Annotated in this window: 17 protein-coding genes; 10 read left to right on the top strand and 7 right to left on the bottom strand. The window is 62.0% G+C overall.

What is annotated here, in order from left to right:
* Window positions 1–266 precede the first annotated feature (266 nt).
* Window positions 267–587 (top strand): hypothetical protein, encoded by a 321-nt coding sequence (locus F3J17_RS10070; RefSeq protein WP_167056917.1) that lies wholly within the window; start codon window positions 267–269, stop codon window positions 585–587.
* 224 nt (window positions 588–811) lie between these two features.
* Here F3J17_RS10070 and F3J17_RS10065 read toward each other — a convergent pair whose 3' ends face one another.
* Window positions 812–1,561, bottom strand: a complete 750-nt coding sequence (locus tag F3J17_RS10065; RefSeq protein ID WP_167056914.1) for an SDR family oxidoreductase — start codon at window positions 1,559–1,561, stop codon at window positions 812–814.
* A gap of 207 nt (window positions 1,562–1,768) precedes the next feature.
* Here F3J17_RS10065 and F3J17_RS10060 point away from each other — a divergent pair, with 207 nt between their 5' ends.
* Window positions 1,769–2,680, top strand: a complete 912-nt coding sequence (locus tag F3J17_RS10060; protein WP_167056911.1) for a LysR family transcriptional regulator — start codon at window positions 1,769–1,771, stop codon at window positions 2,678–2,680.
* 18 nt (window positions 2,681–2,698) lie between these two features.
* Here the strand turns inward: F3J17_RS10060 and F3J17_RS10055 are convergent, their stop codons facing one another.
* A complete protein-coding gene (locus F3J17_RS10055) occupies window positions 2,699–3,565 on the bottom strand; it encodes a LysR family transcriptional regulator (RefSeq protein ID WP_345891174.1) in 867 nt (288 codons plus the stop codon).
* Here F3J17_RS10055 and F3J17_RS36570 point away from each other — a divergent pair.
* Together F3J17_RS36570 and F3J17_RS10050 are read left to right on the top strand one after the other, a co-directional pair.
* The gene (locus tag F3J17_RS36570) at window positions 3,467–3,691 is read left to right on the top strand and encodes a hypothetical protein (protein ID WP_345891177.1); all 225 of its coding nucleotides are present in this window, start codon (window positions 3,467–3,469) and stop codon (window positions 3,689–3,691) included. The genes F3J17_RS10055 and F3J17_RS36570 overlap by 99 nt on opposite strands.
* 17 nt (window positions 3,692–3,708) lie before the next feature.
* Window positions 3,709–4,341: a GNAT family N-acetyltransferase gene (locus tag F3J17_RS10050; RefSeq protein WP_167056905.1), complete on the top strand. Its 633-nt coding sequence runs from the start codon at window positions 3,709–3,711 to the stop codon at window positions 4,339–4,341.
* A gap of 163 nt (window positions 4,342–4,504) precedes the next feature.
* On the opposite strand, the gene infA is transcribed toward F3J17_RS10050, so the two are convergent.
* The 4 genes from infA to F3J17_RS10030 all read right to left on the bottom strand — a co-directional run bounded on the left by infA (window position 4,505) and on the right by F3J17_RS10030 (window position 7,253).
* Window positions 4,505–4,765: a translation initiation factor IF-1 gene (gene infA / locus F3J17_RS10045; RefSeq protein WP_167056902.1), complete on the bottom strand. Its 261-nt coding sequence runs from the start codon at window positions 4,763–4,765 to the stop codon at window positions 4,505–4,507.
* Window positions 4,766–5,219: 454 nt separating this feature from the next.
* Window positions 5,220–5,423, bottom strand: coding sequence for a cold-shock protein (locus F3J17_RS10040; RefSeq protein WP_167056900.1), 204 nt, complete (start codon window positions 5,421–5,423; stop codon window positions 5,220–5,222).
* Between the two features lie 210 nt (window positions 5,424–5,633).
* Window positions 5,634–6,515, bottom strand: a complete 882-nt coding sequence (locus F3J17_RS10035) for an NAD(P)H-binding protein (protein ID WP_167056898.1) — start codon at window positions 6,513–6,515, stop codon at window positions 5,634–5,636.
* A gap of 141 nt (window positions 6,516–6,656) precedes the next feature.
* The gene (locus tag F3J17_RS10030) at window positions 6,657–7,253 is read right to left on the bottom strand and encodes a TetR family transcriptional regulator (protein ID WP_167056896.1); all 597 of its coding nucleotides are present in this window, start codon (window positions 7,251–7,253) and stop codon (window positions 6,657–6,659) included.
* Between the two features lie 195 nt (window positions 7,254–7,448).
* Between F3J17_RS10030 and F3J17_RS10025 the strand changes: the two genes are divergently transcribed.
* The 6 genes from F3J17_RS10025 to F3J17_RS10000 all read left to right on the top strand — a co-directional run bounded on the left by F3J17_RS10025 (window position 7,449) and on the right by F3J17_RS10000 (window position 14,920).
* Entirely contained in the window at window positions 7,449–8,750 is a 1,302-nt protein-coding gene (locus F3J17_RS10025; RefSeq protein WP_167056894.1) for a sensor domain-containing diguanylate cyclase, read from the top strand.
* A gap of 145 nt (window positions 8,751–8,895) precedes the next feature.
* Window positions 8,896–11,313 (top strand): GGDEF and EAL domain-containing protein, encoded by a 2,418-nt coding sequence (locus tag F3J17_RS10020; RefSeq protein ID WP_167056891.1) that lies wholly within the window; start codon window positions 8,896–8,898, stop codon window positions 11,311–11,313.
* 383 nt (window positions 11,314–11,696) lie between these two features.
* On the top strand, window positions 11,697–11,849 hold the full coding sequence (locus F3J17_RS10015; protein WP_167056889.1) for a DUF6496 domain-containing protein: 153 nt from the start codon (window positions 11,697–11,699) through the stop codon (window positions 11,847–11,849).
* Between the two features lie 123 nt (window positions 11,850–11,972).
* Window positions 11,973–14,018, top strand: coding sequence for a transketolase (gene tkt, locus F3J17_RS10010; RefSeq protein ID WP_167056886.1), 2,046 nt, complete (start codon window positions 11,973–11,975; stop codon window positions 14,016–14,018).
* A 42-nt stretch (window positions 14,019–14,060) separates the two neighbouring features.
* Window positions 14,061–14,471: a hypothetical protein gene (locus tag F3J17_RS10005; RefSeq protein ID WP_167056884.1), complete on the top strand. Its 411-nt coding sequence runs from the start codon at window positions 14,061–14,063 to the stop codon at window positions 14,469–14,471.
* A gap of 119 nt (window positions 14,472–14,590) precedes the next feature.
* A complete protein-coding gene (locus F3J17_RS10000; protein ID WP_167056882.1) occupies window positions 14,591–14,920 on the top strand; it encodes a DHCW motif cupin fold protein in 330 nt (109 codons plus the stop codon).
* On the opposite strand, the gene F3J17_RS09995 is transcribed toward F3J17_RS10000, so the two are convergent.
* Window positions 14,907–16,475, bottom strand: a complete 1,569-nt coding sequence (locus F3J17_RS09995) for an FAD-dependent monooxygenase (protein ID WP_167056879.1) — start codon at window positions 16,473–16,475, stop codon at window positions 14,907–14,909. The genes F3J17_RS10000 and F3J17_RS09995 overlap by 14 nt on opposite strands.
* Between the last annotated feature and the right edge of the window lie 65 nt (window positions 16,476–16,540).

Raw genomic sequence — 16,540 nt, 5'->3', positions numbered from 1 at the left:
CGCTGCAGCGACCTTAGGGCAAAGGCAACGTGAGAGACGCGCAGCGTAAGCGCCAGAGTTCAGATTTTTAGCAATCTTATTATCAGGTAACCTGATTTGCAATCGGCGAAACTGCGTTTACGTGCAAACACCTACAGCGGCCAGTCGAACGTTCGTTCGCCCGATGCAATGAAGAGATGTGTGTGGCACGCGCGATGCGCTAATTGAGTCGAGCATGCGGTAATCGCTTGCGTCGATATTCCAGTCCATTCATGGAGGAACAGATCATGATCAAGACAACCAGCACATTGATCGCGGCTGTCGCCGCACTCGCGCTGTCCGGCAGCGCTTTCGCCCAGACGAGCGGTGGCACGAGCAGCGGTGGTTCGAGCCACGGCAGCACGTCTAACCCGGCGATGAACCAGATGAACGATACGTCGAGCGGCTATGGCATGCCTGGCGGCACGAATTCCGATGCCGGCATGGGCAGCGCGACGCCCAATTCGAGCCAGCAGAACGGACCGAACAATAGCTCGACACCGACGCCTGCGCCGAAGACGAATAACACGCTTGCGACCCCGTCCGTGGTGTCGCCGGTGGGGCACTGATTTGCGAACCGACGTGGAACGGGTATTTCGCTAACGTCCTGACTCAATTAACAAAGGGCCGCTGCTCTTTCGAGTAGCGGCCCGCCTTGCTGTGGTGGAGACCTTCAACAGTAACGCTGCAAAACCAGGTTCTGGTGCGAAAGCGTTAAGTCGAATGCGCCGACCATAATTGACAGTTAGTAGCGTTTCAGACGAAGGAGCATTCAGGCTCCCAGCGTATTGCCTTACACCTGCGCCATCCCGCCATCGACGAACAGTTCAATGCCGTTGATGAAACTTGCGGCGTCGGAGGCAAGGAAGGTCACTGCCCGGCCGATTTCCTCCGGCTCGCCGATTCGACCCAGCGGAACTTGCGCAGCCAGCGCATCGAACAAACCTTGTCGCGCCTCTTCAGGCACGAGACCACCAAGACCCGGCGTACGGATCGGGCCTGGGCTCACGACATTCACGCGGATACGACGGTCTTTCAGATCGAGCGCCCACGAGCGCACGAAATTGCGGACGGCCGCCTTGCTCGCGCTATAGACGCTGAAGCTCGCCGTCCCCTGGATCGATGTGGTGGACGAAGTCAGCACGATCGACGCACCGTCGACCAGCAGCGGCAGCGCCTTCTGGACAGTGAACAACACACCGCGCACATTGGTGCCGAAAATGCGGTCGAAATGCTCTTCGGTGATCGCGCCGAGCGGCATCATGTCGCCGCCGCCTGCATTTGCAAAGAGAATGTCCAGCTTGCCGGCGGTACGCGCGATCCGCGCATAGACCTCGTCGAGATCGGCCAGCACCGAGGCGTCGGCGCGAATGCCCGTTGCGGCCGGTCCGATCGACTCGACGGCGGCATCGAGTTCCGCCTGACGGCGGCCGGTGATGAACACGCGTGCGCCCTGCTTCGCCAGTTCCTGCGCTGCGGCCAGGCCGATGCCAGTGCTGCCGCCCGTGACGAGTGCGATCTTTCCATCGAGTTGCTTGCTCATGATTTGCTCCGTTTTCGTTACCTGAAGGGGTTGTATTCATGCGTCGAACCTGGTGGCCAGCGCTTGCCAAGTCCGTCGTGCATCGCATGAACAACACTGTAGTGGGCCGCCATTTATTGATAAATATTGAATTAAATAAATGACTATCCACACACATGTATAATCAACCGAGCTTTTTTCAGGTCGATCTTCAGGAGCCGCTTCGCAATGGATCAGTTGCTGGCAATGCGCGCATTCGCTCGCGTGGTGGAGGCAGGCAGCTTTACGCGCGCCGCGGAATCGCTGGATATGCCCAATGCCACCATGAGCAAGCTGGTGCAGGAACTGGAGGCGCACCTCGGCGTCAAGTTGCTCCAGCGCACCACACGCAGAGTCACCGTGACGCCAGAAGGTCAGGATTACTATGCAAAAGCAACGCGTGTGCTGCGCGACCTCGAAGATATCGATTCTTCGTTCAGCGTCGCGCGCGGCAATCCGCGTGGCAATCTGCGCATCGATATCGGTGGGCTGACCGCGCGGGAAGTGCTGATTCCGCTGCTGCCGGATTTCATGGCCCGCTATCCGGACATCCGCATCGATCTGGGCGTCGCCGACCGCGCAGTGGATCTGATCGGCGATAACGTCGACTGTGTCATTCGCGGCGGCCAACTCGACAACTCATCGCTGGTCGCACGCAGCATTGGCGACGCCGTGATGGTGACGTGCGCCACGCCCGCGTATCTCAAGCAATACGGCGTGCCCGCTTATCCGGACGAACTGAAAAACGGCCATCGCCTGGTTGGCTATGTTTCGACGCAGACCGGCAGAGCCGTGCCCCTGCGATTCGAGCACAAAGGCGAGCGAAGCGAAATAAAAGTCGAACACCGCATAGGCATCAACGAGAGCAACGCGCATCTTGCCGCCTGCATCGCAGGGCTTGGCATTGTTCAAACCTTTGCGCACGCGGCCAATGCGGCGCTTCAGGATGGATCGCTCGTGGAAATCCTGAAGAAGTGGCGGCCGCCGCCCTATCCGTTTCATGTGGTGTATCCGCAGAACCGCTACGTGACGCATCGTCTACGCGTTTTTATCGACTGGCTGCTCGAATGCTTTCCCGCCAGGGTTCGCGGCATCGGCTAGCGCGCCTCGTTCGCTCATCTAAGGACGTTGCATCGCAGCCTTGATCTGTTCTCTCATCCAGCGATGCCACGGGCTATGCAGATTGCGACGCTGGAAGAAGATCCGGAAGGTGAAGCGCGGCGTGTCGAACGGCGCGTCGTAGACCGCCAGCCGCGCGGCGACGGCGAGCTGGCGCGCCGCCCGGCGCGGGAACGTGATGAGCAGATCGGAGCTGGCCACGATAAACGGCGCGGCCATCACGTCGGGAAGCTCGACAGCCACCTTGCGCGCAACGCCCAGCTTCGCAAGCGACATATCGATCACACTGCGCTCCCCGGGCCACGGCGCGACCACCACATGACGCTCGGCCAGATAGGCGCTCAGCGTGAGCGGCGCGCGAATGCGCGGATGCCGGCTGCGCGCGACCACGACATAGTCGTCCTCGCCCGCGTCGAGCGCTTCAATGCCTTCAGCGGGCGGATGGAATTCATCGGAGAAACCCAGCACGAAATCGGCGCGCCCGGCGTTGAGATCGTCCTGCGCCTCGCAGCTTTCCGACGGCACGACCTTGACGCACAGGTTGGGCGCACGCTGTTCGAGTCGGCTCACGATAACGGGCAAGAGGGCGAACGCCGTGAAATCAGTGGCCGCAAACGTGACCGTGCGCGTGGTGCTGGCCGGATCGAAGCGCTCGGTTTCGCCCAGACGCTCAGACAGCACGCCCAGCGCCTCGGCGACACCTTCAGCGATCAGATCGGCGTGAGGCGTTGGCTGCATGCCCGCACCCGCTCGAATGAATAGTTCGTCATGCCAGGCATCTCGCAAGCGTCCCAGAGCGTGACTGCAGGCCGACGGGCTCATCGCCAGTTCGTCGGCGGCAGCAACGACGCTACGCCGACGATAAATGGCGTCAAAAACCAGCAGCAGATTCAAATCGAGTCGACGCAAGGTATCGTGCATGCGCTGCAGTATAGTCTGAACAGAATGCAGCGCCGGCATTTGATGTTTTCGGTAGCATGGCGGCTCGATTAATCCGCCTTTGTTCTCGAATGATGAGCACCACCGCCTCCCTGCCCCACACCACGCCCTACGATCCCGCCGCGACCGCAGCCGTGTCTCGCGCACTCGCGCTAGCTCTGATTGAAGATCCGTTCTATCTGGCCGTCACAGTCGAAGCGCAGGCCGACGAAGCACAACGGTTGCAGATGCTGGCCCGCTATTGCGAGCTGGCGATCGAGGAAGCGCGCGCCATCGGCGAAGTCCACTATGCGGGCAACGATGGCGCAGCGATCTGGGTCACGCCCGAGGCGGGACACGAAGCGATCGCCCGGCACGGTCAGGCGCGCAGCAAGGCGCTCGAAGCGCTGCTTGGCGCGCGCGGCTATGCAAACTACAGCGGGATCTGCGAAGCAATGGCGCACAACGTGCCCGCGCATCTGGACGATGCGTGGTATCTGTCGATTCTGGGAATACAGCCGGCAGCGAGAGGACGGCGGCTTGCGCACGATCTGCTGCAATTGACGCTAGGCCGTGCCGACCGGGTCGGCGCAACCTGCTTTCTGGAGACGTTTAATCCCCTGAGCCTGCCGTTTTATCAGCGGCTGGGATTCGAACCGGAGATGCCTTGCCGGGAGGCGATAACGGGCAGCCCCTACTGGATCATGATCCGCCGCAACGCCTGAAACAGTCACAGGCCAACGACGGGCGAACGATCCTGCACACAACGCGGATCATCGCGATCCGCTTCGTGCGCCGGTCAGGCTGAAGGTCACGGTGCGCGGCGCGCAGCGGCACCTGAGTGGCGCGCCCGGGCGCATCCGTGAGCAATCCAGCCGGACGCCTGCTTTACTTGCGGCGCATGGCGGGGCGCGGAGCCGAGCCGCTCGCATCCTTGTGCCGGAAGTTGATACGGCCTTTGGTCAGGTCGTAGACCGACAACTCGAGCGTAACCCGGTCGCCAGCGATAATACGGATGTGGTTCTTGCGCATGCGGCCCGATGCATACGCGTTCACGACAACGCCATTCTCCAGCGTCACGCGATACTTGCTGTCCGGCAGCACTTCGTCGACGACGCCGTCGAGTTCAAGCAGTTCTTCCTTCGCCAAATCCAATCCTCCTGAAATACACAATGCCGCGCTTACGCGCAGCGCAGATAGTGACCCCGTGCAAACGCCATCGGCCAGATCCTGACGCACCACCGGCGACCCTGAGGGCCGGCATCAGCCGCGACAGTCGGGAGCAGGAAACGACGTAGCCCTAGGCGCGCCAGAGTCAGGCGATCCGACACCGCGACAAGCAATGTGCCAATGCACAGGACAATGCGTGCTCTTGATGAGCCAACCGGGGACACGGATCGTCGGCGTTCGCCTGAGTCAATCCGCAAAGACGAACATCGAACGCGCATGCCCGCAGGGTGTCCGGTCTGCGAGCGCAGTGAACACCAATGCGGGGCACACGAGATACGCGTGGCATACGACTGCCACGGTATGAGACAGAGCATTCGCGCCGCCAAGGGATCAGTCCGAAAACCAACCCAAGGACGGCAGCGCTGCAAACAGCTTACAGCGGGGTGATGTTCGAAGCCTGAAGACCCTTCGGGCCCTTCTTGACTTCGTAGCTGACCTTCTGGCCTTCAGCGAGGGTCTTGAAACCCGTGCCGCGCACTTCCGAGAAGTGAGCGAACAGATCGTCGCCACCCTTGTCCGGAGTGATGAAGCCAAAGCCCTTGCTGTCGTTAAACCATTTGACGGTACCGGTTTCCACTAAAAAATCCTCAAAACGAATAAAAACACACGCGCCCAGGAGTGGGCGAATACAAAAATCGAGCGGGAGAGGTCAACGAATGCCACAAAATGCAGCAATTGATGAGCAGACACAGCTGGAAAATTAGCAGGTTGAACTTACGCGCTATTTGGCAACGCGTCAAGTACTTTCGTTCCAGCTGGTCCCGTATCCGGTCATTCTATCGATCAATCAGGCCCCAAAAAGTGCGCGATAAGCCTGCACGAATTCAGCGACCGTCTGCGGCGGCTTGCCCGTTACCTCGCCGATCACGTGATCCTTCCCCTCGAACACGCCATTTTGATAGTCCACGGCCACTTCAAGGAAGTGCTGGATCGTGAATTCGGGCAGATCGTAGTGTTGCAGATGCGCCCGGTATGCGTCGAGCGTGGCCGGACTATAGACGATCTTCCTGCCGATCACCTTGCTGACTTCGTCCGCGATCCCGTGATAGTCCATTTCCTCCGGCCCGCACAGCTCATAAGCTTTGCCGATATGACCCTGCGGCTGCATCAGCACGGCGGCGATGAAGCGCGCCTGATCCTGGGCGGAAATCGGCGCGTGGCGCCCTTCGCCAAAAGGCAGCGCGATCTTGCCCTCCTTGACGATGGTGTCGCGCACCCACGGGAAGATCAGCCATTCGGAAAAGAAAGTCGGCCGGATATGGATGGTCGGCACGCCCGACCAGTCGAGCACCCGTTCGGCGATCCAGTGATCGCGCGCGGCGTGGCTCTTCGCGTCCTCGCGGGCCGAGATCTGCGACATCTCCACGACCACCTCCAGACCGGCGCGGCGCGCGGCATCGGCGAAGTAGGCGGTGCCCTGAATGAAACCGGGCCGCACCGGGTAGCAGAGATATGCCCCCGTCATCCCCGAAGTGGCGCGAATCAGGTCATCGTGATCGAGCAGATCGCCCACCACGACTTCAGCGCCCGCCGCACGCAGAGCAGCGCTGCGCGCGTCTTCCTTGCGCACCATGGCGCGCACGGCATGTCCGGCGGCGAGCAGATTCTTGACGGTATGAACGCCGGTCTTGCCCGTGGCGCCGGTGATGAGGTATTTGCGCTGTTGCATGTCGATTCTCCGTTACATGGGTTCAGAGGAACTGCATTGGGTGGGTCAAGCGCGGCCATTTCGTCCGGCCAGATAGCTCCGCGCCAATATGTGCACATGCACTTTTACGAGCGAACTACGAGGGCCTGTCTGGCCCTCCTTTTAAACTTCGATCGCGGCGAGTTGCTGGCGAACGTCGGCCAGCACAGCTGCGGACGCCTGCGGATCGGTCGCAATGCGCGCCAGCGTCAGCGCGCCGATCATCGTCGAGAGCGCGAAAACAGCGCGTGCACGGCTCGCTTCGCGCTGCGCATCGTCACCCTCATCTGTGCCGCCGATGCGCCCGGCGAGCAACGCAATCAGCTCATCCGCGCTGCGAGAGGCCGCGGCCCGCGTGCCGTCGTCGCTGCGCGCGAGTTCGCTGCCCATCCCGGCAAGCGGACAACCTCTAGCGGCGGCATCGCGATGAGCGGGAGAAAGATAGGCATCGACAATGGCGCGAAAGCCGTCCGGCCCCACCCGCTCTCCAGCGGCCGCTTCGAGCGACGCCAGAATGCCTGCGGTGCCCGCCTCGCAAGCCTCGGCCACCAGTTGGTCTTTCGATTCGAAATGACGGTAGAAGCCACCGTGCGACAGCCCTGCTGCCGCCATGATGTCGGCCAGCCCCGTCGCATGAATCCCGTTGGCGCGGAACATTGCGGCCGCGACCTCCACGATGCGGCGATGCGTTTCGGCGGTTTCGACTTTCGACTTCCTCATGACAGGCAACGCTCCGTGGTTCGACCTTAATTAGATGGTAGTCATCATCTAATTGGAATGCAAGGACGAGGTGCAGAAAATCCGCGGATAAATTTGCAGGCCGTTCAGGCCCGAAAGGTGCTCGCCGCCAGGCTGTGCAACAATGCGCCAGGAACGTCTGACGAATGCCGTGTAACGCTTTTGTAGGGTTAGCGCATGACTGAACCGCCCCTCACATCGCTCCAACACGTGGAAAGCAGCGCCATCGGCGTCGCCATCGTCCGGCGCGACGGGCGCGGCGAGCTCATCGCTACTGCGGCGAACCGGCACTTCTTCAACCCGTTGCCGACGCAGCAAACCGGGCTTGCCTCGTTCCCGGCGCCGCTCAAAACACGGGTGCCGCCCGCCTTGTGGCCAGGCATTCACGACACACTCCAGGCGTGCTTCACCTCTACCGCCACAGACGCCACCGAACACGTCGGCACCGCCCATACGAGCACCCAAAGCTGGCGCTATTCGCTCACGCCGGTGGTCAACTCGAACGTCAGCGCGACGCCGCTGGAAATGCTCATCACCACCGTCGCCATCGCGCCACCGTCGCCCGGTGGCGTCGCTGAACAATCCACCCATGCTTCGCGTTATCGCGCGGTCGTTGATTCGGCCTACGATGCAATCGTCACGATCGATCAATCGCACAACATCACGCTATTCAATCGCGCGGCGGAGAATCTGTTTGGCTATTCAGCCGCCGAAATAGTGGGCCAGCGCATCGAAACCCTCCTGCCAGAAACGGTGCGCGCGCACCATTCCAGAAACGTCCGGCAATTCGCCGATTCGCCGCTCACGGAACTGCGCCAGATGAGTCCGCCGCGCATGGACGCGAGCAATAGCGTATTCGGGCGGCATCGCGACGGTTCGATCATTCCGGTCGAGATCGCGATATCCAAAATCGATGTCGACGGTCATACCGAATTCACAGCGGTCGTGCGCGATATCACCGATCGCGCACAACTGATGGATAGCCTGAAAAAGCAGGCCGTCACGGATGCATTGACCGGGCTGCCGAATCGCCGCGAGTTCCTTGAGTTCGTCGACAAGATGCAGCGCACGCAGGCTGCGCTATCGGTGTTCATTCTCGACATCGATCACTTCAAGGAAATCAACGACAACTACGGTCACCACGTCGGCGACGAAGTGCTGTGCGTGCTCGCGAACGTGGGCGTCAGCCAGACCGGCGAACCCAGCCTGTTCGCCCGCTGGGGCGGCGAGGAATTCGTCGCGGCGCTGCCGGGCGCCGATGCCGCGCAGGCCCACGCCATCGCGGAGCGACTGCGCCAGCGCTTCGAGCGTCACGATTTCGAACACGACTGGCGTCTCAAGCCGATTCATTTCACGGTCAGCATTGGCGTTGTCACGCGCGAAGCCGGCGAGCACGACGTGGAAGCGTTGATGAAACGCGCAGATCGCGCGCTTTATCGGGCGAAAAAATCCGGTCGCAACCGCGTCGAAACCGGCTAGAACTTACAAGATGAAATAAAGCGCAATGTTGCCGTAATACGCCCCAGATGAAAGCCCGAATAAAACCGCTCACCCGCGTCGGACATCCCTCAAGTTTGCATGCCGATCTGTCGATATTCCTTGGGCACTGAGGGTGGGACGCACGATGACACGCAGTCCAATGACGGAAACACAGACGGACACACAGACGGCCAAGACAAGGAGGAGTCCGGTTTTCGAAGGGCTGGCCGCTGCATGGCGCGCCCGACTGGTTGCGCCCGTCGCCGTCGTCGCGATTCTTGCGGCCATCGCGCTCAATACCGCCATCGCCTTGATGCAGGCGCATGAACAGCGCCATGCGCTCGCGCAGCAGCACGCCGTCGAATCGGTCAAGCAGAATCTCGACGAACTGCAGAACACGCTGCTCGACGAACACGAACAGCTCTACACCGTCATCGGCACGCGGCCTTTCTATCGGCGCGCGGCGTATATCTATCCGCTGCCGGCGCTCATCGATCACGCCAACGCGGCGCAGCAGACCTGCGAAGGCCGCGAGCGTTGTCTCGCGCTGCTCGACGAGTTGAAGGACATGATCGATCGTCTGGGCCGGCTAAGCAACGAACTGGCGATGCGCGCGATGCTTGCGCCCGGCAGCGTGACCGTGGCAACGCCGTCGCTCGGCGAGCTCGATGCGCGCTTTTTCCAGGCCATGCAAAAGATCGGCGAAATCCGCATGGACGAAGACGCGCATCTGGAGAAGTCCGCGGCACAGGCGTCGCGCGACACCCAGCGCACCTTCGCGCTGCTGCTCGGCTCCGGCCTGGCGGCGGCCTGCCTGCTGCTTGCGTTGCTGTTTCGCAATGCGCGCATCACGCAATCGCTGCGCGTAGCGCTGCGCACCGCCGACAACAATCGCCAGAAATACCAGCGCCTGTTCCAGCGCAATCCCTTGCCGATCTGGATCGTCGACGACGCCACCTCGCGCCTCGTCGCCGTCAACGACATGGCGGTGAAAGCCATGGGCTATAGCGCCAGCGAAATGCTGGATCTCACGCTGACCGATCTGCGCATGGACGAAACGGCGCTGCACGGCGCGTCGCTCGCCTCGTCGCACGCGCAGGACAATGGCACGGCCATCTGGGAACATCGCACTCAAAGCGGCGAATTGCGTTCGATGAACGTGTTTCATCTGCAAACGGATTTCGACGACCGCAGCGCGACGCTGTGCGTGATGGAAGACGTCACCACGCAACTGGCGGCTCAGGCAGAGCTGCAGCATCGCGCCGAATACGACGCGCTCACCGGCCTGTCGAACCGCAAGCGTTTCGACGAATGCATCGCGCTGGCGCTGCAGCAAGCCGGGCAGACGGGCAAGACCCTCGCGGTGGTATTCCTCGACCTCGACAATTTCAAGGAGGTCAACGATTCCTTGGGCCATCGGGTGGGCGATGCGTTGCTCGCGCATATCGCACGGCGCATCGAACGCGTGGTCGGCGACAGCGGCACCGTGGCGCGCTATGGCGGCGACGAATTCATGATGGTCTGCGACGGCGCGCGAGCGTTGCTCGTGCCCGTGCTCGAAGCGCTGCTGAGCGCCATGACGGAGCCCATCCAGGTGCTGGGCCATGAGCTTTTTATCGAAGCCAGCATCGGCATCAGCCTGTATCCCGTCGATGGCGACGACGCCGAAACGCTCGTGCGCAACGCCGATGCGGCCATGTATCTGGCGAAAGAAAACGGCCGCAATCAGTACCAGTTTTATCGGCCCGAATTGAGCCAGGCGGCCACCTCGCGTTTGCGTATGTCGACGCGTCTGCGCCAGGCATTCAGAAACGGCGCGCTGAACGTCCTCTATCAACCGCAATACGACATGGCATCGGGCGCGATGATCGGCGCCGAAGCGCTGCTGCGCTGGACCGATGCAGAACTCGGCAGCGTCTCGCCAGCACTGTTCATTCCCATCGCGGAAGAAACCGGGCTGATTCGCGGCATCGGCGAATGGGTGCTGCGCGAAGCGTGCCGCGAGGCGGCGCAATGGAATCGCGACTCAACGCGGCGCACGCGCGTATCGGTCAACGTTTCGCCGTTGCAGCTCGAACACGGCAGTCTGATCGCGCAGGTCAAGGATGCGCTGGGCGAATCGGGGCTTGCGCCCGAATTGCTCGAACTGGAGGTGACCGAAGGCGCGCTCATGCGCCATCCCGACCTCGCCGCGCGCACGCTGGCAGCGTTGCGCGAGATGGGCGTGCGCATCGCCATTGACGACTTCGGCACGGGCTATTCGAGCCTGGCTTATCTGAAGCGCTTTCGCGTCGACCGCCTCAAGATCGACCGCGAATTCGTGCGTGAGATTGGTCAGGATACCGAAACCCAGGCTATCACGCTCGCCGTCATTGCAGTGGCCAAGGCGCTCGATTTCGAACTGATCGCCGAAGGCGTCGAAACCATAGAACATCGAGACTTCCTGCTGCAAAACGGCTGCACGCAGGCGCAAGGCTTTCTGTATAGCCGCGCAGTAAGCGCGAGCGAAATCGAAGCTATCGCAGCAGGTGCAGCACGATATCGGGCAGTACTGCCAGCTTGATTGCGGTTCAGGCACGGGAATCGCGTGCACGCCAACGTGCAGCGAACCGGAGACAGCCATGAAGGCGCTTCAATTCCGTGCGGCCAACAATCTGATGCGTCTTACGTTGCTTGCTGCGTGTAGCGCGGCTACGCCTGTGCTCGCTCAGTCGCAACCACAGGAGACGCCGCCAGCCTCGCCGATGGTCAAGCCACCCGCTGCGGCATCCGGGGCCGCCAGCGCGACCAACCCAGACAACATGCCAGTCCGCAAGCCGGCGCAGCCCACTCACGACAGCATGATCCGCAGCGAACCTGCCAGCGCCGCAACAGCAAAATAGCCCATGAATGCCATGGGCACGCGCACTGCGCAGGCGTAGACGTCTTTCACATGGGAGAACGATCATGCCGCTCAGCAAGGGAAAGTCACGCGAAACGATTTCAAAGAACGTCAAGACCGAGATCAAGCACGGCAAGCCGCAAAAGCAGGCCGTAGCGATTGCGTTGAACGAAGCGCGCAAGTCCGGCGCGAAAATTCCAAAGAAGCATTCGAAGTGAACCAGGCTGGTCTCGCCCTGCCCCGGATTCGGTCAGTCTCCTTTTCTTCTGCTGCAAAAGGGTATAGAAATTGCACAGATGGTTTCTCCGCCCGCCGACCACAGACACGGAAAAGGAAGCCCCATGACCGAGCAAGCCACACCCGCGCCCTCGCACGCCGTCCCGGCGCCACGCGACCCGCACCTGCGTGCAATGGCGAACTGTATCCGCTTTCTTTCGATGGACGCGGTGCAGCAAGCCAATAGCGGCCACCCCGGCGCGCCGATGGGCCTCGCCGATGTAGCAACCGTCCTCTTCAAGGACTTCATGCAATTCGATGCGTCCGATCCGCATTGGCTCGATCGCGACCGCTTTGTGCTGTCCAATGGGCATGCTTCGATGCTGCTCTATAGCCTGCTCTATCTGACCGGCTATCAGGACATGACCATCGACCAGATCAAACGCTTTCGCCAGGTGGGCAGCAAGACAGCAGGTCACCCGGAATATTCGCATGCCGAAGGAATCGAGCTGACCACCGGACCGCTCGGTCAAGGCATTGCGGAATCGGTTGGCATGGCGCTGGCCGAACGCATCATGAACGCGCATTTTGGCGACGATCTGGTCAGTCACCATACCTACGTCTTCCTCGGCGATGGCTGCCTGATGGAAGGCATCAGCCAGGAAGCCATTTCGCTGGCCGGGCATCTCAAACTCGGGCGCCTGATCGCATTCTGGGACAACAATTCGATTTCAATCGACGGCGCGACCAGCCTCGCGGTCTCCGACAACGAAATCGAACGCTTTCACGCTTCGGGCTGGCACGTACTTGAAATTGACGGCCACGACACCGATGCGATCCGCCAGGCCATCGAAACCGCACGCGCCACAGAAGATCGTCCGACGCTGATCGCCTGCAAGACCATTATCGGCTTCGGCTTTCCGACCAAAGCGGGCACGCAGAAGGCGCATAGCGACGCGCCCGGCGAGGCCGAAATCGCGGGCGCGCGCAAGATTCTCGACTGGTCTTCGCCGCCCTTTGAAATTCCCGACGATCTGTTGCAGGCGTGGCGCGCAGTGGGCGCGCGCGGACGCGACGCGCGGCTCGCATGGGCCAAACGCGTCGAGCAGGCACCTCAGGAACTGCGCAGCGAATTCGAGCGCCGCACGTCGGGCAAACTTCCCGAAGGCTGGAAAAAGGCGATTGTGGCCGCACGGCAAGCCTTTGTCGCCGACGGCAAACCCACCGCCACACGCAAAGCCAGTGGCGATGTGCTCGATCATCTGTTCGACGCGATCCCCGAGTTGCTGGGAGGCTCCGCGGACCTCACCCCGTCGAATAACACTAAAACAAAGCAGCAAGTCGAAATCAAACCGGGCCAATACGCGGGCTCTTACGTCCATTACGGCGTGCGCGAACACGGCATGGCCGCCGCGATGAACGGCATCGCGCTGCACGGCGGTCTGATCCCTTACGGCGGCACGTTCCTGTGCTTTTCCGACTATTGCCGCCCGGCGATCCGCCTGAGCGCAATGATGCGCGTGCGCACGATCTACGTGATGACGCACGACTCGATCGGCCTTGGTGAAGATGGGCCAACGCACCAACCGGTCGAGCATCTGGCCGCCTTGCGCGCGATTCCGCAGCTTGCGGTCTTTCGGCCCGGCGATGCGATCGAAACCGCGGAGTGCTGGGAACTGATTCTGGAGCAGCCGCGACGCGCCGCGTTACTGGCGCTTTCGCGCCAACCCTTGCCGCTGCTGCGCAACGAGGCCGACGGCGAAAACCGCAGCGCGCGCGGCGCTTACGTCCTTCACGAAGCCGAAGGCGGACCGCGTCAGGTTACGTTGATGGCAACTGGTTCGGAACTGCAACTCGCGGTCGAGGCGCGCAAGGTGTTGCAGGGCGAAGGCGTGCCCACGGCGGTCGTGTCGATGCCGTGCCGCCTGCTGTTCGAGGAACAGGACAAGGCCTACAAACACGAGGTGCTGGGCGAATCGCCCGTGCGAGTGGCGGTGGAAGCGGCGGTCGAAATGGGCTGGGATCGGTATATCGGCCCGGAAGGCAGATTCGTCGGCATGCACAGCTTTGGCGAGTCCGGAAAAATCCAGGACGTGTACGACAAATTCGGCATCACCACGGATGCGGTCGTGCGCGCCGCGCGCGATATCCTGAAAGAGATCGCGGTGTGATTTTTGCTGGAATCAGGATGGGTAGACTGCAGGAGAATTGCGATGCCATTAACCGAAAAGGAAATCGCACAGATCGAGGAGATCGAGCCTGTCCTGCTGAATCAGGCACGCGCGGCGCTGCAGGACGCGCCGCGCTACGAGTTGTCGCTCGAACTGGCGACCCATCTTGAACCTGGCCTGCGCATTCGTGCTCCGCAGCCGCGTGCAAAAAGCGGCGACTCCAGCGAACCGCCCTTCCCGCTCGATCTCTACGTCGCGCTGCCCGCCGACGAACTGCGCACCATAGCAGCGCTAGACGACGGGCCGCGGGCGGCGGCGATCGGCCAATTCGGCGCGTCGTTCATGGCGCGCCTGCGCGACACGATCCAGTCGCAACTGGCGCATGAAGTCGATCTCTACGCGGGCGTGCAGGGTGAGGCCGGAACGTTGGCGGTGACGCTGAGTGATGTGTGAGGGTGACGTGTGAAGGCGAGCGCCCTGTATCGGTCGAATAAGCCGGTCCCTGCATCTGAACGCGCGCGCCCGGCATCGCTAAGCTCTCTGCTCGATCATCGACAACGCAGAAAACAGCCATGCAAATCGCTGCCATCCCTTTCGAAGTCATCCAGTGGGACACCGTGGAGCGCACAGTGCACGCGGGCGAAACCGGAACCGCTTCGTGGCGCACGCAACAATTCGGCGATATCCGCGTGCGCTTTGTCGAATACAGCGCGGGCTATTTCGCCGATCACTGGTGTTCGAAAGGCCATGTGCTGCTCTGCCTTTCCGGCAAACTGATCACGGAGCTCGCAGATGGACGTCGCTTTACGCTCACGCCCGGCACGAGCTATCAGGTCGGAGATAAGGCAGAAGCGCATCGTTCGTCTTCGCCGCAGGGCGCCACGTTATTCATCGTCGATTGAGCGTATCGCCAGGGTGTCCGAACCATCTCTCGAAGGCATGCTCTGCTTCGCCAGCATCCGGTTCACCCGCGCTTGCCCAGGCGACAATGCCGTCCGGGCGCACCAGAACAGCGCTCATGCCCAGGCGCTCCCTCACATCGCCCGCCACATAGGAAACGCGCTCGCGCCAGCGTTCCGCTAGCGTCTCAAGAACGGCGCATCGCTCGAAATCCAGCAGCAACGCGCGTCCTTCGCGTAGCAAAGCGCCGACTCGCCGTCCATCGACGAATTCGAAATCCGGCGTACCGCGACCCGTTAGCGGATGCCCCAGCGCGGCATCATCGGCGTCGCAGGCAGGCTCCACGCCCCAAACACGGCCGGCAAAATACGTCGCGCCATCGCGCGTGTCCATCAGATCGCCGATGATGTCCGCCAGCGCACGCGTGGCCGGCGTCGGCCGCATGAGCGCCACCTGCGCACGCGACCAGTCGAGCACGCGCGCGCCAGCCGGATGACGCTCGCGCTCATAGCTGTCGAGCAACGTTTCCGGCGCTTCGCCGCGTATCGTGGCCGCCAGTTTCCAGCCCAGATTCATGGCATCCGCGAGGCCAAGGTTGAGCCCCTGACCGCCCAGCGGCGAGTGAATATGCGCGGCGTCGCCCGCCAGCAGGACGCGCCCGCGGCGATACGTCGTCGCCTGAAACGCACGATCCGTCCAGGTGGTCGCAAGCAGAAGCCGTTTCACGATGACGTCGACGCCAGAGATACGGCGCACGACCGCTTGCACATGCTCCAGCGTGAGCGGCTCACGACGATGACACGCTCCACCGTCGAAGTCGACCATCGCGATCGTGCCGGGCTCCGCGAAGGTGAACATTCCCGTGGGCGTGTAATGCCGCCCCGGTTGCAGCGCCTGCGAGTCGGCCAGTTCGACCTCGACGGAATAGCCGGTGAACTCGGGATCGGTGCCGGAGAAGGCAAAGCCGCCGGCCTTGCGTACGGCGCTCCGGCCGCCATCGCAACCCACCAGCCAACGCCCGCGAAAAACACGCCCGCCAGCATGAACCGCCACCTCAGGCGCCGCTTCCACGAACGTTTCAACGCTCAAGCCGCGCAGAATCTGCACGCCCATCGCCACCGCCCGCTGCACCAGCACGGTTTCGAGCGTTTCCAGCGCTACCGCCATGGTGGTCCCGGCCGGCCCCGGCAATCGATACGCCCATTTTGAAGCGTCGATCTGATCCCGATAGAACGCGATCCCCGCGAAATGCCCTGCCGGGCGACGCGCCTGCTGCATCCAGTGTGCTGCGGGCGCGGGCTGTCGCGCGGCTTCGTGCGCCGCAATCAGCGCATCCAGCAAGCCGCGGCGATCGAGCGCGTCGAGCGTCGGCGCGTTCAGGCCGCGCATGCCAAAAGGCAGGCGCTTCAACGGCGAGTGTGGATCGTGCGCCTGTTCCAGCACGAGAACCGAAAGGCCGAACAAACGCAATTCGCACGCGAGAAACAGGCCGACGGGACCGGCACCGGCGATGACGACGTCAAAAATAGAGGAATGATCGGAATGAGATTGGGGCATGAACGGCTCCTGGTTGTCGATGTTCGACCGGAGCGTTCCCCACCTGGAGCCGCACGGACGAACGA

This window comes from Burkholderia sp. Ax-1719 (genome assembly GCF_011753055.1).
Classification (GTDB): domain Bacteria; phylum Pseudomonadota; class Gammaproteobacteria; order Burkholderiales; family Burkholderiaceae; genus Paraburkholderia.
This window is presented reverse-complemented; position numbering and strand designations above follow the sequence as displayed.

Coding starts and splice junctions, on each gene's coding strand:
- F3J17_RS10070 (WP_167056917.1), top strand. CDS start 267: ATGATCAAGACAACCAGCACATTGATCGCGGCTGTCGCCGCACTCGCG.
- F3J17_RS10015 (WP_167056889.1), top strand. CDS start 11,697: ATGCCGCTCAGCAAGGGAAAGTCACGCGAAACGATTTCAAAGAACGTC.
- F3J17_RS10065 (WP_167056914.1), bottom strand. CDS start 1,561: ATGAGCAAGCAACTCGATGGAAAGATCGCACTCGTCACGGGCGGCAGC.
- F3J17_RS10005 (WP_167056884.1), top strand. CDS start 14,061: ATGCCATTAACCGAAAAGGAAATCGCACAGATCGAGGAGATCGAGCCT.
- F3J17_RS10030 (WP_167056896.1), bottom strand. CDS start 7,253: ATGAGGAAGTCGAAAGTCGAAACCGCCGAAACGCATCGCCGCATCGTG.
- F3J17_RS10025 (WP_167056894.1), top strand. CDS start 7,449: ATGACTGAACCGCCCCTCACATCGCTCCAACACGTGGAAAGCAGCGCC.
- F3J17_RS09995 (WP_167056879.1), bottom strand. CDS start 16,475: ATGCCCCAATCTCATTCCGATCATTCCTCTATTTTTGACGTCGTCATC.
- F3J17_RS10060 (WP_167056911.1), top strand. CDS start 1,769: ATGGATCAGTTGCTGGCAATGCGCGCATTCGCTCGCGTGGTGGAGGCA.
- F3J17_RS10050 (WP_167056905.1), top strand. CDS start 3,709: ATGATGAGCACCACCGCCTCCCTGCCCCACACCACGCCCTACGATCCC.
- tkt (WP_167056886.1), top strand. CDS start 11,973: ATGACCGAGCAAGCCACACCCGCGCCCTCGCACGCCGTCCCGGCGCCA.
- F3J17_RS10020 (WP_167056891.1), top strand. CDS start 8,896: ATGACACGCAGTCCAATGACGGAAACACAGACGGACACACAGACGGCC.
- F3J17_RS10000 (WP_167056882.1), top strand. CDS start 14,591: ATGCAAATCGCTGCCATCCCTTTCGAAGTCATCCAGTGGGACACCGTG.
- F3J17_RS36570 (WP_345891177.1), top strand. CDS start 3,467: ATGCCAGGCATCTCGCAAGCGTCCCAGAGCGTGACTGCAGGCCGACGG.
- F3J17_RS10035 (WP_167056898.1), bottom strand. CDS start 6,515: ATGCAACAGCGCAAATACCTCATCACCGGCGCCACGGGCAAGACCGGC.